Origin of the sequence: Streptomyces sp. NPDC059003, assembly GCF_042740445.1 — a bacterium.
GTDB lineage: Bacteria > Actinomycetota > Actinomycetes > Streptomycetales > Streptomycetaceae > Streptomyces.
In genome coordinates, this window is record NZ_JBHYJH010000056.1 from 18,149 (window position 1) to 32,702 (window position 14,554).

Sequence of the window (14,554 nt, forward strand, 5' to 3'; positions counted from 1 at the left end):
GGGGCCCCCCCCGCGGGGGGGGGGGGGGGGGGGGGGGGGGGGGGCCGGGGGGGGGGGGGGTGGGGGGGGGGGGGGGGGGCCTAGATGCCGCCGCGGAGCGGCGGGGCGGGGGCGCATCCGACCGGCTCGGTGGTGGGGGCGCGGTGGGGGTCAGTCCGGGCGGCGGCGGGTCGTGGCGAAGGTGACGGCTCCTACGCCCAGGGCCGCCGCCCCACCCGCCGCGAGCCACGGCAGGACACCCGCCCCCGTGTCCGCCATCCGGCCGGAGGGCGCGGGCTCCGCCGAGGGGCTCGACGTCCCGTCCACGGCCCCGGCGGCCGCGTCCTCCGCCTCCGTGGACGTGCGCAGCGTGATGTCGCCGTGCGCGGAGTACGCGGAGTGCGCGGGGTACGTCGCGTACGTGGAGTACGCCTCGGCGGTCGAGGCCGTGAGGCCAGCAAGCGGCAGCACCGCGAGGCCCGCCGTCACGGCCAGCCGCCCCCTGCGCCTCATCCGCCCCACGCTCATCCGACCCCCGCACCCGGCCCACCGCCGGGTACCCCAAGAACCCCTGTCGAGGCCCCGATCAGAGCCCCTCCCGGGGAAGACTCACGGAAGGCGGTCGGGGTTGCTCCGTGCGTACGTGGGGGCCGTACAGGGGCCGTGGCGGGGCGTCAGGTCCGGGACACGTTCCGCTCGTACACCAGGCGGAGCCCGATCAGCGTGAGCCACGGCTCGTGTTCGTCGATGACCGACGCCTCGCCGAGCACCATGGGGGCGAGGCCGCCCGTCGCGATCACGGTGACGTCGCCCGGGTCGCCGCCCGGCCCCGCGAGTTCGCGCGCCATGCGGCGTACGACGCCGTCGACCTGGCCGGCGAAGCCGTACAGGATGCCCGACTGCATGGCCTCCACAGTGTTCTTGCCGATGACGCTGCGCGGCCGGGCCAGCTCGATCTTGCGGAGCTGCGCGCCGCGTACGCCGAGGGCCTCCACGGAGATCTCGATGCCGGGGGCGATGACGCCGCCGGTGTACTCCCCGCGCGCGGAGACCGCGTCGAACGTCGTCGCCGTACCGAAGTCCACGACGATCGCCGGGCCCCCGTACAGCTCCACCGCGGCGACGGCGTTGATGATGCGGTCGGCGCCGACCTCCTTGGGGTTGTCCATGAGGATCGGCACGCCGGTCTTGATGCCGGGCTCCACGAGGACGGCGGGCACGTCTCCGTAGTAGCGGCGTGTGACCTCGCGCAGCTCGTGCAGGACCGACGGGACGGTGGAGCAGATCGCGATGCCGTCGATGCCGTCGCCGAGCTCGTCGCCGAGCAGCGGGTGCATGCCCATCAGACCGTTGAGGAGCACGGCCAGTTCGTCGGCGGTGCGGCGGGCGTCGGTGGAGATGCGCCAGTGCTCGACGATGTCCTCGCCGTCGAACAGGCCGAGCACGGTGTGGGTGTTGCCCACGTCGATGGTCAGCAGCATGCGGCGCCTCCCTCTCCGTGAGCGCCGTCGGCGACGATGGCCATGGGGGTGGTGGGTGGGGCGACGGGAGGGCGGGTGTTGCCCACGTCGATGGTCAGCAGCATGGTGCGGTCACTCCGCCGCGCGCAGGTCGAGGCCGATGTCGAGGACCGGGGCGGAGTGCGTCAGGGCGCCCACCGCGAGGAAGTCGACGCCCGTCTTCGCGTACACCGCCGCGTTCTCCAGGGTGAGGCGGCCCGAGGACTCCAGGAGGGCGCGGCCGTCGTTGATCGCCACGGCCTCCTCGGTCTCGATCGGCGTGAGGTTGTCCAGGAGGACCAGATCGGCGCCCGCGTCGAGGACTTCGCGCAGCTGGTGCAGGGTGTCGACCTCGACCTCCACGGGCACGCCCGGGAAGCGGTCGCGTACGGCCTGGAAGGCCTGGGCCACGCCGCCCGCGGCGACCACGTGGTTGTCCTTGACCAGGGCCGCGTCGGCGAGCGACATGCGGTGGTTGACGCCGCCGCCCATGCGGACCGCGTACTTCTCCAGGGAGCGCAGGCCGGGCGTCGTCTTGCGGGTGTCGCGGACCTTCGTCCTCGTGCCCTCCAGGGCGTCCGCCCACGCGCGCGTGGCGGTGGCGATGCCGGACAGGCGGCACAGGATGTTCAGCGCGCTGCGCTCGGCGGTGAGCAGGTCGCGGGTGCGGGTGGTGATGCTCAGCAGGACGTCGCCGGCCTCGACCCGCTCGCCGTCCTCGACGTGCCGCTCCACCTCGAACTCGTCGGCGCACACTACGGAGACGACGGCTTCGGCGACGCGCAGGCCCGCGACGGTGCCCGCCTGCCGTGCGGTGAAGTCGGCGGTGGCGACGGCGTCCTCGGGGATGGTGGCGACCGTCGTGACGTCCACGGCGTCCGGCGAGAACTCCAGGTCCTCGGCGATCGCGAGGTTCGCGATGTCCTCGACCTGGACGGGGTCGAGCCCCGCGTCGGCCAGGAGCTGTGCGAGCGACGGGTCGAGGCCGCACTCCACGGCGTCGTGCGCCGGGTCGCCGCCGCAGCCGCAGGCGTCGCCGCAGCCGCCGGTGCCGTCGGCCAGGGGGAGGTCGGGGGTGCTCACGTCGGTCACTGCTCCTGGGTGCTGGGGAAACGGGCGTTCTCGGTGGTGCGGGTCGTGAGGGTCCTGTCCGGGTTCAGGCGTACGACGATGTGGCGGGCCCACTGCTCGTCGTCGCGCTCCGCGTGGTCCTCGCGCCAGTGGCAGCCACGAGTCTCCTCGCGCCGCAGCGCGGCCGCCACCAGGACGCGGGCCACGCACAGGAGGTTGGTGGTCTCCCAGGCCTCGACGCCGGGCTCGATGGTCTTGCCGTGCTCGGCGAGCGCGCCCACCGCGTCCGCGTGGATGCGGGCGAGCCGGTCCGCGGCCTCGGCGAGCGACGCGGCGGAGCGCAGGACTCCGGCGCCGTCGGTCATGGTCCGCTGGATGGCGAAGCGGGCCTCGGGCGGCAGCAGCGGGTGGGCGGGCTTCTCCGGGGTGACCAGGGCGGCGGGCACGCGCGCGTGGAGGGTGTCTTCCGCGTGCCGGGCGACGATGTCGGCGGCGATGCGCTCGGCGTAGACCAGGCCCTCCAGGAGGGAGTTGGAGGCGAGCCGGTTCGCGCCGTGCACTCCGGTGCAGGCGACCTCGCCGCACGCGTACAGGCCCTCCACGGTGGTGCGGCCGTGCAGGTCGGTGCGCACGCCCCCGGAGGCGTAGTGCGCGGCCGGCGCTACGGGGATGGGCTCGGTGACCGGGTCGATGCCGTGGGCGCGGCAGGCGGCGAGGATCGTCGGGAAGCGCGCGGCCCACATCTCGGCGCCGAAGTGGCGGCCGTCCAGATACATGCGGTCGGTGCCCTGCTCCTGCATGCGGCGCAGGATGCCCTTGGCGACGATGTCGCGCGGGGCGAGCTCGGCGAGCTCGTGGGCGCCCACCATGAAGCGGACGCCGTCCGCGTCCACGAGGTGCGCGCCCTCGCCGCGCACGGCCTCGGAGACGAGCGGCTGCTGCCCCTCGGCGTCGGTGCCCAGGAAGAGCACGGTCGGGTGGAACTGCACGAACTCCAGGTCGGAGACCTCCGCGCCCGCGCGCAGGGCGAGCGCGACGCCGTCGCCCGTGGACACGGACGGGTTCGTGGTCGCCGAGAAGACCTGGCCCATGCCGCCGGTGGCGAGCACCACGGCGGGCGCGCGGACGGCGCCGACACCGTCGTGCTGGCCCTCCCCCATGACGTGCAGGGTCACTCCGGCGGCCCGGCCCTTGTCGTCGGTCAGGAGGTCGAGGACCAGCGCGTTCTCGACGGTGGGTATGCCCTGGGCGCGGACCGCCTCGACGAGGGCGCGGGAGATCTCCGCGCCGGTCGCGTCGCCGCCCGCGTGCGCGATGCGGTTGCGGTGGTGGCCGCCCTCGCGGGTGAGGGCGATCCCTCCGGCGGCGGACTCGTCGAAGCGGGCGCCCGTCTCGATGAGGCGGCGTACGGCGCCGGGGCCCTCGGTGACGAGCGTGCGCACCGCCTCCTCGTCGCAGACGCCCGCGCCCGCCACGAGGGTGTCGTCCAGGTGCTGTTCGGGGGTGTCGCCGTCGCCGAGGGCGGCCGCGATGCCGCCCTGTGCCCAACGCGTGGAGCCGTCGTCCAGGCGGGCCTTGGTGACGACGACGGTCTTCAGGCCCGCCGCCGAGCTGCGCAGGGCGGCGGTCAGACCGGCCACTCCGGAGCCGACGACCACGACGTCGGCGTCGAGTGCCCAGCCGGGGGCGGGGGCGTGCAGCCGTATGCCGGTGGCGGTCATGCGAGGACTCCGGTGGTGGTCATGGGGTGGCTCCGATCGCAGTCGTTCGGGAGGCGCGCGCTCATGCGGTGTCTCCGAAGGTCAGCGGGATGTTGTCGATCAGGCGGGTGGCGCCGACCTTCGCGGCGACGGCGAGGACGGCCTCGCCCCGGTGGCCGGGGCCGACCTCCTGGAAGTCGGCGGGGTCGACGAGCGCCACGTAGTCGAGGACCAGCGGCGGGCGCAGGCGCCCTGCCTCGTCGAGGACCTGTCGTGCGGCGGCGCGCACCGCGTGGGGCCCGCCGGGGCCCGTGGGGGCGGCCTGGGCGAGGGCGTGCGCGTCGGCGGCCGCGCGGGACTCGCCGAGCGCGTTCAGCGCGTCCGCGCGTGCGTGCGTGGCGGGGGCGAGGGCGGCGCGGGCGCGCAGGGCCTCCTGGGCGGCGTGCCGGTCGCGGCCCGCGAACAGGGCGCGGGACAGGGCGAGCGCGGTGCGGCGCTCCTCGGGCGACAGATAGCGGTTGCGGCTGGAGCGGGCGAGGCCGTCGTCCTCACGGACGGTCGGAACCCCGACGATCTCCACGTCGAAGTTCAGGTCCCGGACCATGCGGCGGATCAGGGCGAGCTGCTGGGCGTCCTTCTGGCCGAACAGCGCCAGGTCGGGCGCCGTCAGGTGCAGCAGCTTGGCGACGACGGTGAGGACGCCGTCGAAGTGCCCGGGGCGCGTGGCCCCTTCGAGGACCGTGCCCATGGGTCCGGCGCTGACGCGCACCTGGGGCTCGCCGCCGGGATAGACCTCCTCCACGGAGGGGGCGAACACGACGTCCGCGCCCGCCTGTTCGGCGGTCTTCACGTCGGCTTCGAGGGTGCGCGGGTAGCGGTCCAGGTCCTCGCCGGCCCCGAACTGCAGGGGGTTCACGAAGACCGTGACGACGACCTCGCCGTCCGGGCCCGCCGCCTGCCGTGCCGTGCGGATCAGCGTGGCGTGGCCCTCGTGCAGGGCGCCCATGGTCATGACGACGGCGCGGGGGCCGGTACGCGCGCGTGCACGCAGTTGCTCGGCGGTGTTCAGCACCAGCGTGGGCTCGGCGCTCATCGGTTTCCTCCGTCCGGTCCGCTGCCGCGGTATCCCTCGCCTCCGGGGCCGTGCGCGCCGCTCGCGAGGACGCCCAGGAGGTCCTCGGCGAGCTCCGGCTTGAGCAGGCCGTGGGCGAGCGCGCGGTCGGCGGTCGCGCGGGCCATCGCCAGGTATCCGGCGACGGTCCCCGGCGCGTGCTTGCGCAGTTCGGCGACGTGCGCGGCGACGGTGCCCGCGTCACCGCGCGCGACGGGGCCGGTCAGGGCCGCGTCCCCGGAGCGCAGGGCGTTGTCGAGTGCCGCGCCGAGCAGGGGGCCGAGCATCCGGTCGGGGGCCTCCACGCCCGCGTCCCGCAGCAGTTCCATGGCCTCGGCGACCAGCGTGACCAGGTGGTTCGCACCGAGCGCGAGGGCCGCGTGGTAGAGCGGGCGGGCCTCTTCGGCGATCCACTCGGGCTCGCCGCCCATCTCGATCACCAGCGCTTCGGCGGCGAGCCGCAGCTCCTCGGGCGCGGTCACGCCGAAGGAGCACCCGGCCAGGCGCTGCACGTCGACGGGGGTGCCCGTGAACGTCATCGCCGGGTGCAGCGCGAGCGGCAGCGCACCGGCGCGCAGGGCGGGGTCGAGCACCTTCGTGCCGTACCGCCCTGAGGTGTGCACCAGGAGCTGTCCGGGGCGCACGGCGCCGGTCTCGGCGAGGCCTTCGACGAGGCCAGGAAGGGCGTCGTCCGGCACGGTGAGCAGGACCAGGTCCGCGCGCTCGAGGACCTCGGCGGGCGGGACGATCGGCACGTCGGGCAGCATGGCTGCGGCCCGGCGCACGGAGCGGTCGGACACCCCGGACACGGCCACGGGGCGGTGCCCGGCGAGCTGGAGCGCGGCCGCGAGCGCGGGGCCGACACGGCCCGCCCCGACCACGCCCACGGTGAGCCGCGCGGGACGGTCCCTGGGGTCTGAGTGCTGCTCCGGCCGGTGTGGTGCGTTCACGCGATGACGCCTTCCGTTCCAGTCCGCTCGGGGTACCGGACGATTTCTCGTCATGCTAACGCTATCGGTGGGCGGGGCGCCGTCGGCTGTCCACAGCCTGTGGGCATTCGTACGACCGCGCGCAATGATCTGTGGATGACCGATGAACGGGACGCAGAAGAACGGGCAGAGGAACGGGACGAAGAACGGGACGAGGACGCCGCACCCGACGAGCGCGCGCGGCGGATCGCCGCGGCCCGGGGCGCCCGACGCCTGCTGTCACGGCCTCCGACGGCCGTGACGCTCGGCGAGCGCCTGACGGCCCTCTCCGAAGGGGCCGCCGAGGTCGCGGACCTGGCGCAGCCCACCGACATGTACGGCGACGGCGTCGTCGCCGACCTGGAGAGCGAGGTCGCGCGGCTGCTCGGCAAGGAGGCCGCCGCGTTCTTCCCGACGGGCACGCTGGCCCAGCAGGCGGCGCTGCGCTCCTGGGCGGGCCGCACCGGCAACGCGACCGTGGCCCTGCATCCGCGCGCGCACCCGGAGGTCCACGAGGGAGGCGCCCTCTCCGTAGTGAGCGGTCTGCGCACGGTGCACCCGACGACCGCGCCCGGCTCCCCGACGGCCGACGACGTACGGGACTTCGAGGAGCCCTTCGGGACGCTGATGCTCGAACTGCCGCTCCGGGAGCCCGGTTTCGTGCTGCCCACCTGGCAGGAGCTCCAGGACGTGGTGGCGGCGGCACGCGAGCGGGACGCCGTCGTGCACTTCGACGGGGCACGCCTGTGGGAGTGCACCCCGCACTTCGGCCGCCCCCTGGACGAGATCGCCGCACTCGCGGACAGCGTGTACGTGTCGTTCTACAAGTCCCTGGAAGGCATCGCGGGTGCCGCGCTCGCCGGTCCCGCGACCCTCGTCGACGAGGCGCGCGTCTGGCGGCACCGCTACGGCGGCCTCGGCTTCCAGCAGTTCCCGACGGCGCTCTCGGCCCTGCTCGGCCTGAAGCAGGTCCTGCCGCGCCTTCCCGAGTACGTCGCCCACGCGCGCGTGGTGGCCGACGCGCTGCGGGACGGGCTCACGGCCGCCGAGGTGCCGTGGTCGCGCGTGCACCCCGAGCCGCCGCACACCCACCAGTTCCAGGTGTGGCTGCCGTACGAGGCCGACGTGCTGAACGAGGCGGCGCTCGCCCAGGCCGAGGAGACCAAGACCCTGCTCTTCTGGCGCTGGTTCGCCGACGGCCCGCCGGGCCTGTCCGTCACGGAGATCACCGTGAGCGGCCCGGGCCTGGCGTGGACCGCCGACGACGTCAGGGAAGCGGTCGCGGAGTTCGTACGCCGCCTCCCCTGAGGGCGTGCACGAAGCGGTGCAGGGCGGCCCGCACGCGCCCGTGCGCGGGCCGTTCCCGGACGACGGCGGCGAAGCGGCCGTAGTCGCGGACTTCCCGCACGGCCTGCCAGTCGTGGACCCCGGGGGCGGGCGGCGCGGGCTCACCGCGCTGCGCGGCGCGGTAGGTGTCGAGGAGGTACTGCTGCGTGACGCTCATGACGTACGACCTTTCATGGCAAAGGTTACTTAACGGACAACAGAAAGCCGGACGAAGCCCTTCCGGCGGCGGGAGGACGAGCGCGAAGCGCGACAAAGAGGACGCCCCCGGCCGAGATGACCGGTACGAGGCGGTACCCCCACACTGCGCGCGGCCCCCGGCCCGTGTCCCGTCGATTGACGCCCGTCGTCAATCGACGGCGGCGTTGTCAGTGGCGCGGTGCACCATGGGGTCATGAGCGTGAGCATCGACATCACCGGCCTGACGCCGGAGCGGATCCATGTCGTGCCCTCGCCCCTCGCCGAGCTCGGCATGGCGCTGCACGCACTGTCCGAGCCCGGCCACCACCCGGGGCTGCAGGGCTGGGCGACGGCCGTCTCCACGCGCCTCGAACCGAGCCTCGCGGACCGCCTGTGCGAGGCGGACTTCCTGTGGCGGACGACGTTCTCGGACGTGTTCGCGCCGTTCGCCGGCATCCCCGGGAAGAACACGCTGCCCGGCGCGACCCTCGCCGAGGAGCTCGACCAGCTCGACAAGCTCACGGACGAGCAGTTCGTGGACGCGGCCCTGGAGTTCACCTGCCAGCTGGCGTACGACACACAGCGGGCGACGGACCCGTTGAACGACCCGGAGACCCGCCGTCACGCCCTGGAGCTCGCCGCCGCCCGCGGCGACCACCAAGTGCGGTTCACGGAGCGGCTGCTCGACGACCCGCCCGCTGTGCGGGCCTGGTTCCGGCAGCTCCTGGAGGACTGCGACGAGGCGTTCTTCGCGGACACCTGGTCCCGGCTCAGCCACCAGCTCGCCGCCGACGCCCGGCACAAGACGGAGCTGCTGCGCCGCAAGGGGCTCGGCGAGGCGCTGCGCGCGATCTCCCGTGCGGTCACGCTGGACGAGGACGCCCGCCGCATCACCGTCGACAAGATGGCCGTGGGCCACACCAGGACGGGCGAGGGCGGCCTCGTCCTGGTCCCGACCAGCCTCGGCTGGCCCCACCTGATGGTCCTGCACCGGTACGGCTGGCAGTCCTCCATCACGTACCCGATCACCGCACCCGGCCCCGCGGAGCCCCCGTCCGTGGAGCAGCTCACGCGCCGCATGGCCGCGCTCTCCCACCCCGTGCGGATGCGCCTGTGCCGCCATCTGGCCCGGGGTTCGTACACGACGGGCGAGCTGGCGGACGCCCACGGCATGACGGCCCCGGAGATATCCCGGCACCTGAGCGTCCTGAAGAAGGCCGAGCTGATCACGACGCGCCGCCGCGGCCGGTACGTGCAGCACCAGCTGGACCTGAGCGTGGTGTCCCGGCTCGGCAGCGAGTTCATCGAGGGGGTGCTGCGCTGACGGCGTCCCCGCCGCCGTACCCGGCCCCTGGAGAGGCGGGTCAGCCCCCGCCGCCCCCGGCCCGGACCAGACCCGTCTCGTACGCGAGCACCACCACCTGCACCCGGTCCCGCAGGCCCAGCTTGGTCAGGATGCGCCCCACGTGCGTCTTCACGGTCGCCTCGGACAGCACGAGCCGCGCCGCGATCTCGCCGTTCGACAGGCCCTGGGCGACGAGGATCATGACCTCGCGCTCCCGTTCGGTGAGCCGCTCCAGCTCCTTGTGCTGCGGCTGCCCGGCCGAGCCCGGCAGCATCGGCGCGAAGCGGTCGAGCAGCCGCCGCGTCGTGGACGGCGCGACCACCGCGTCGCCGCTGTGCACGGACCGGATCGCGGCGAGCAGCTCGGCGGGCGGCACGTCCTTGAGCATGAACCCGGACGCGCCCGCCTTCAGGCCCGAGAAGGCGTACTCGTCGAGGTCGAAGGTGGTCAGGATGAGGACCTTCGGCGGATTGGGGTCGGCGCAGATGCGCCGCGTCGTCTCCACGCCGTCCAGCTTCGGCATGCGGACGTCCATCAGGACCACGTCGACCGCGGTGGCCCGCAGGGCCTGCAGCGCCTCGACACCGTCGCCCGCCTCCGCGACGACCTCCATGTCCGGCTGGGCGGCGAGCACCATCCGGAATCCGGTGCGCAGCAGCACCTGGTCGTCGACAAGCATCACGCGGATGGACATCTAGCGGTCCCTTCGGGGGTGGAGCGGCGGGGCGATGACGGTGCCATGGCGGTGCGGTGACAGGTGTCAGTGTGCGGGTTTGAGCGGCAGGAGCGCGCTGATCCGGAATCCTCCGCCCGGCCGCGGCCCCGCGTCCAGGGTGCCCCCGACCATGCCGACGCGCTCGCGCATGCCGATCAGGCCGTGCCCCCTGCCGTCGGCGCCGCCGTCCTCGTACAGCTCGTGCGGGGCGCCCTTGCCGTCGTCCTCGACGAGCAGCCCGAGGCCGTCGTCGAAGTAGACGAGCCGGACGCTCGCCCCCGCGTTCTCGCCGCCGTGCTTGCGGGTGTTGGTGAGCGCCTCCTGCACGATGCGGTACGCGGTGAGCTCGACGCCGCTGGGCAGCGGGCGCGGAGTGCCCTCCACCTTGAAGTCGACGGGCAGGCCCGCGCCGCGCACCTGCTCGATGAGCTCGTCGAGCTGCTCCACGTCCGGCTGCGGAACGTACTCGCCGCTCTCCTCCGGCTCGCCGGTGCGCAGCACGCCGAGGAGCCGCCGCATCTCGGCGAGCGCCTGCCTGCCGGTGCCGGAGATGGTCGCGAGGGCCTGCTTGGCCTGGTCGGGCGCGGCGTCCAGGACATAGGCAGCGCCGTCGGCCTGGACGACCATCACGGAGACGTTGTGCGCGACGACGTCGTGCAGCTCACGCGCGATCCGGGCCCGCTCGGCGGCGACGGCGACCTTGGACTGCGCCTCGCGCTCCTTCTCCAGGCGGGCCGCGCGCTCCTCCAGCTGCGCCAGGTAGGCGCGGCGGGTACGGAGGGAGTCGCCGAGCACCCAGGCGAGGGCGAACGGCACGAGCGAGAAGACCGCGTAGAAGATGTTGCCCCAGGGGCCGGTGCTGTCGACCGGCCAGCGCAGCTGCGCCAGCGGGGCCGCGACCAGACCGCCGGTGAGGGCGAACCGGGAGGCCCACTTCGCGCCGTCCGCCGCGGCCGTGTAGATGATCACGAGCATCGCGAAGTTCGCGGGCTGCGGCCGCACGTCGCAGGCCAGCTGCACAGAGCCGATGACCGCCGCGAGGACCAGCATCTTCTCGGTCATACGGCGGCGCAGCGTGATGACGACGCTGTACCCGACGACGACCGGGACCGCCCAGACCGTCGGGTCGTAGGCGTTGGCCTCGGACATGGACACCAGACTCAAGCCGGAGATTCCCAGCAGGACGAACGCCCAGAAGGCGTCGACTCCCGTCGGGTGTCTGCGGAGAAAGTCATAGAGGCGCTGCACGTAACCCAGCGTAGGCAGCCCGTCAGGCCTCCCGGGTCAACCGGAGGTCCGATCCGTGCGTCCTTCTCGTACTCCGCAAGGTGGAGGCCCGCATAGCCTTCTCGCTGTGACGAATGAGGCACGGGACGCAGCGGGAGGCGTACGGCGGGGCTGGCGGGAGGCCGCCGAGGAGGCGCTGTACGGGCCGCAGGGCTTCTATCGGCGCCCGGAGGGACCCGCGGGCCACTTCCGTACGTCCGTGCACGCCTCGCCCCTGTACGCGGACGCCGTGGCCCAGCTCCTGTGCCGCGTCGACGCGGCCCTGGACCACCCGGACGAGCTGGCCTTCGTGGACGTGGGCGCGGGCCGCGGCGAGCTGACGGCCGCCGTCCTCGACCGGCTCCCCGCCGCCGTGGCGGCCCGCACGCGCGCGTACGCCGTGGAACGCGCCGAGCGCCCCGAGGACGCCGACCCGCGCATCGCGTGGCGCCCCGCACCCCCCGCCGCCGTCACCGGCCTGCTCTTCGCCAACGAATGGCTCGACAACGTCCCCCTGGACGTCGTCGAACGCGACACCGACGGCTCGCTGCGGCGTGTCCTCGTACGCGACGACGGCACCGAGGAACTCGGCGAGCCCGTCGCGGGGCCCGACGCCGACTGGCTCGCCCGGTGGTGGCTGACGGGCCCCGAGCCGGGCCTGCGCGCGGAGATCGGCCGCCCCCGGGACGCGGCGTGGGCGGCGGCCGTGGCCACCCTGACGCGCGGCCTGGCCGTCGCCGTCGACTACGCCCACACGCGCGCCGCCCGCCCGCCCTTCGGCACCCTCACGGGCTTCCGGGCGGGCCGCGAGACGCCGCCCGTGCCGGACGGCAGCGGCGACATCACCGCCCACGTGGCGCTCGACGCCTGCGCCCTGCCCGGGGCCCGCCTGCTCACCCAGCGCGCCGCCCTGCGCTCCCTGGGCGTCCACGGCGGCCGCCCGCCCCTGGCGCTCGCCTCCAGCGACCCGGCCGCGTACGTACGCCTCCTCACGCGCGCGGGCGAGGCCGCCGAACTGACGGCGCCCGGCGGGCTCGGCGACTTCGGCTGGCTGACCCAGCCGGTCGGGATCCCGGACCCGCTACTTGTCGATGTCGCCGACCACGAAGAACAGTGACCCGAGGATCGCCACCATGTCGGCGACCAGCTGCCCCGGAAGCAGCTCCGTCAGCGCCTGGATGTTGTTGTACGAGGCCGAGCGCAGCTTCAGCCGGTACGGCGTCTTCTCGCCCTTGGACACCAGGTAGTAGCCGTTGATGCCGAGCGGGTTCTCCGTCCACGCGTACGTGTGGCCCTCCGGGGCCTTGAGGACCTTCGGCAGGCGCTGGTTGATCGGCCCCTGCGGCAGCTCGGCGATCCGGTCCAGGCAGGCGTCCGCGAGGTCGAGCGCGTTGTGGGTCTGCTCCAGGAGGCACTCGAACCGGGCCAGGCAGTCACCCTCCTCGCGGGTCACCACCTTCAGGACGTCACCGAGCTCCCCGTACGCCAGATACGGCTCGTCGCGGCGCAGGTCGAAGTCCACTCCGGAGGCACGGGCGATGGGACCACTCACTCCGTAGGCGTGCACCGCCTCTCCGGAGAGCACCCCTACGCCGCGCGTACGCCCCCGGAAGATCTCGTTGCCGAGCACCAGGCGGTCGTACACGTCCATGCGCGAACGCACCGACGCGACGGCGCCACGCGCGCGTGCCGTCCAGCCGGCGGGCAGGTCCTCCTTGAGGCCGCCGACCCGGTTGAACATGTAGTGCATGCGGCCGCCGGAGATCTCCTCCATGACGTTCTGCAGCTCTTCGCGCTCCCGGAAGGCGTAGAAGACAGGCGTGATGCCGCCCAGTTCGAGCGGGTACGAGCCGAGGAACATCAGGTGGTTCAGGACCCGGTTCAGCTCGGCGAGCAGCGTGCGCGTCCACACCGCGCGCTCGGGCACCTCCATGCCGAGCATCCGCTCGACGGCGAGCACCACGCCCAGCTCGTTCGAGAACGCCGACAGCCAGTCGTGGCGGTTGGCCAGCATCACGATCTGCCGGTAGTCACGCGCCTCGAAGAGCTTCTCCGCGCCGCGGTGCATATAGCCGATGACCGGCTCCGCGCGCTCGATCCGCTCGCCGTCCAGGACGAGCCGGAGGCGCAGCACGCCGTGCGTCGACGGGTGCTGAGGGCCGATGTTGAGCACCATGTCGGTGCTCTCGGCGGCGCCGCCGATGCCGACCGTCGTCTCGGCCGGACCCGTCCGCCGCGGGGTCTGCGTCTTGCCGGTGTGCTCCGTCGTGGGGCTCATGCGCACAGTCTGACGTACGCGCTCGCCCACGCCACTGTCAGCCGTCGTACGTACGCTGGGGGCATGGAGACGGGGACGACGGCGGGGCCGGGGGAACCGGTGTGGACCGGGCTGCCCCGGGGGCTGCTCACCATGCGCCGGATGCTGCTCGTGGTGTGGCTGGTGCCGGTCGCGGTGGCGCTCGGGGTGCTGCTCGGCCTGTTCGCGGGCCCCGTGTGGGGCGCCTTCGCCGTGCTGCCCCTCGCCCTCGCGGCCTGGGGCTGGGTGCTCCTGGGGCGCAACTGGCGCTCGTGGCGGTACGCCGAGCGCGCCGACGACCTCCTCATCAGCCGCGGCGTCCTGTGGCGCGAGGAGACGATCGTGCCGTACGGCCGCATGCAGCTCGTCGAGGTCACCTCCGGCCCCGTGGAGCGCCACTTCGGCCTCGCCGGCGTCCAGCTCCACACCGCGGCCGCCGCCACGGACGCCCGCATCCCCGGCCTCGACCCCCAGGAGGCCGAGCGCCTCCGCGACCGCCTCACGGAGCTGGGCGAGGCCCGATCGGCGGGGCTGTGACCGGGGTGTCCGGCGGGGCGCCCAGGGCGGCGGACGGGGCGGGTCATGTCGGGAAGGGCGAGCGCGGGGTCAGTCCCCGGAGCGGGGCCAGTCCCCGGAGCGGGGCCAGTCCCCGGAGCGGGGCCAGTCCCCGGAGCGGGGCCAGTCCCGGGAGCGGGGCCAGTCCCGGGAGCGGGGCCAGTCCCGGCGAGGTGGCGGGGGCGGTGAGCGGGCCGGAGGTCGAGAGCGGGTCGGGGGCAGTGAGCGGGTCAGGGTTGGGGGCGGCGAGCGGGCTGGAAGGGCGCGACAGCGGGCCGGAGGCCAGCGTCGGGCGGGAGGACGGTTTCGGGCCGAAGACCGAGAGCGGGCCGGGGACGGTGAACGGGCCGGAGGTTGAGAGCGGGCCGGGGACGGCGATCAGGTCGGGGACGGTGAGCGGGCCGGGAACGGCGATCAGGTTCGGGACGGTGAGCGGGCTGGAGGGACGCGGCGGCGAGCCGGAGGCCAGCGTCGGGCGGGAGGACGGTATCGGGCCGAAGACCGAGGGCAGGTCGGGGGCGGTGT

The 14,554-nt window shown here is 74.2% G+C and carries 14 protein-coding genes; 4 read left to right on the forward strand and 10 right to left on the reverse strand.

What is annotated here, in order from left to right:
• Positions 1–150: 150 nt before the first annotated feature.
• The 6 genes from ACFWZ5_RS20740 to ACFWZ5_RS20765 form a co-directional block, all read right to left on the reverse strand.
• Positions 151–492 carry a hypothetical protein gene (locus tag ACFWZ5_RS20740; protein WP_384795840.1) on the reverse strand — a complete coding sequence of 114 codons (342 nt, stop codon included), beginning with the start codon at positions 490–492 and terminating at the stop codon, positions 151–153.
• 161 nt (positions 493–653) lie between these two features.
• On the reverse strand, positions 654–1,460 hold the full coding sequence (locus ACFWZ5_RS20745; RefSeq protein ID WP_384795838.1) for a type III pantothenate kinase: 807 nt from the start codon (positions 1,458–1,460) through the stop codon (positions 654–656).
• A gap of 111 nt (positions 1,461–1,571) precedes the next feature.
• Positions 1,572–2,561 (reverse strand): carboxylating nicotinate-nucleotide diphosphorylase, encoded by a 990-nt coding sequence (gene nadC, locus ACFWZ5_RS20750; protein WP_384795836.1) that lies wholly within the window; start codon positions 2,559–2,561, stop codon positions 1,572–1,574.
• A gap of 5 nt (positions 2,562–2,566) precedes the next feature.
• Complete coding sequence (locus ACFWZ5_RS20755; protein ID WP_384795834.1) at positions 2,567–4,270, reverse strand: L-aspartate oxidase; 1,704 nt, start codon at positions 4,268–4,270, stop codon at positions 2,567–2,569.
• 61 nt (positions 4,271–4,331) lie between these two features.
• Positions 4,332–5,342 carry a pantoate--beta-alanine ligase gene (panC, locus tag ACFWZ5_RS20760; RefSeq protein WP_384795832.1) on the reverse strand — a complete coding sequence of 337 codons (1,011 nt, stop codon included), beginning with the start codon at positions 5,340–5,342 and terminating at the stop codon, positions 4,332–4,334.
• On the reverse strand, positions 5,339–6,247 hold the full coding sequence (locus ACFWZ5_RS20765) for a Rossmann-like and DUF2520 domain-containing protein (RefSeq protein ID WP_384795849.1): 909 nt from the start codon (positions 6,245–6,247) through the stop codon (positions 5,339–5,341). Before ACFWZ5_RS20765 ends, panC begins: the two co-directional genes overlap by 4 nt.
• 198 nt (positions 6,248–6,445) lie before the next feature.
• Between ACFWZ5_RS20765 and ACFWZ5_RS20770 the strand changes: the two genes are divergently transcribed.
• The gene (locus ACFWZ5_RS20770; RefSeq protein WP_384795830.1) at positions 6,446–7,636 is read left to right on the forward strand and encodes a threonine aldolase family protein; all 1,191 of its coding nucleotides are present in this window, start codon (positions 6,446–6,448) and stop codon (positions 7,634–7,636) included.
• Here the strand turns inward: ACFWZ5_RS20770 and ACFWZ5_RS20775 are convergent.
• On the reverse strand, positions 7,596–7,832 hold the full coding sequence (locus ACFWZ5_RS20775) for a hypothetical protein (protein ID WP_384795828.1): 237 nt from the start codon (positions 7,830–7,832) through the stop codon (positions 7,596–7,598). The genes ACFWZ5_RS20770 and ACFWZ5_RS20775 overlap by 41 nt on opposite strands.
• A 234-nt stretch (positions 7,833–8,066) precedes the next feature.
• Between ACFWZ5_RS20775 and ACFWZ5_RS20780 the strand changes: the two genes are divergently transcribed.
• Positions 8,067–9,176 (forward strand): DUF5937 family protein, encoded by a 1,110-nt coding sequence (locus tag ACFWZ5_RS20780; RefSeq protein ID WP_384795826.1) that lies wholly within the window; start codon positions 8,067–8,069, stop codon positions 9,174–9,176.
• A 40-nt stretch (positions 9,177–9,216) separates the two neighbouring features.
• Here ACFWZ5_RS20780 and ACFWZ5_RS20785 read toward each other — a convergent pair whose 3' ends face one another.
• Together ACFWZ5_RS20785 and ACFWZ5_RS20790 are read right to left on the reverse strand one after the other, a co-directional pair.
• A complete protein-coding gene (locus tag ACFWZ5_RS20785; RefSeq protein ID WP_384795824.1) occupies positions 9,217–9,891 on the reverse strand; it encodes a response regulator in 675 nt (224 codons plus the stop codon).
• A 66-nt stretch (positions 9,892–9,957) separates the two neighbouring features.
• Positions 9,958–11,160: a sensor histidine kinase gene (locus ACFWZ5_RS20790; RefSeq protein ID WP_384795822.1), complete on the reverse strand. Its 1,203-nt coding sequence runs from the start codon at positions 11,158–11,160 to the stop codon at positions 9,958–9,960.
• Between the two features lie 106 nt (positions 11,161–11,266).
• Between ACFWZ5_RS20790 and ACFWZ5_RS20795 the strand changes: the two genes are divergently transcribed.
• Positions 11,267–12,295, forward strand: a complete 1,029-nt coding sequence (locus ACFWZ5_RS20795; RefSeq protein ID WP_384795820.1) for an SAM-dependent methyltransferase — start codon at positions 11,267–11,269, stop codon at positions 12,293–12,295.
• On the opposite strand, the gene ACFWZ5_RS20800 is transcribed toward ACFWZ5_RS20795, so the two are convergent.
• Positions 12,260–13,354 carry an NADH-quinone oxidoreductase subunit D gene (locus ACFWZ5_RS20800; RefSeq protein WP_384795847.1) on the reverse strand — a complete coding sequence of 365 codons (1,095 nt, stop codon included), beginning with the start codon at positions 13,352–13,354 and terminating at the stop codon, positions 12,260–12,262. The two genes, ACFWZ5_RS20795 and ACFWZ5_RS20800, sit on opposite strands and share 36 nt — an antisense overlap.
• A 165-nt stretch (positions 13,355–13,519) precedes the next feature.
• On the opposite strand from ACFWZ5_RS20800, the gene ACFWZ5_RS20805 reads away from it, so the two are divergent.
• Positions 13,520–14,011: a PH domain-containing protein gene (locus ACFWZ5_RS20805; RefSeq protein ID WP_384795818.1), complete on the forward strand. Its 492-nt coding sequence runs from the start codon at positions 13,520–13,522 to the stop codon at positions 14,009–14,011.
• Positions 14,012–14,554: the final 543 nt, after the last annotated feature.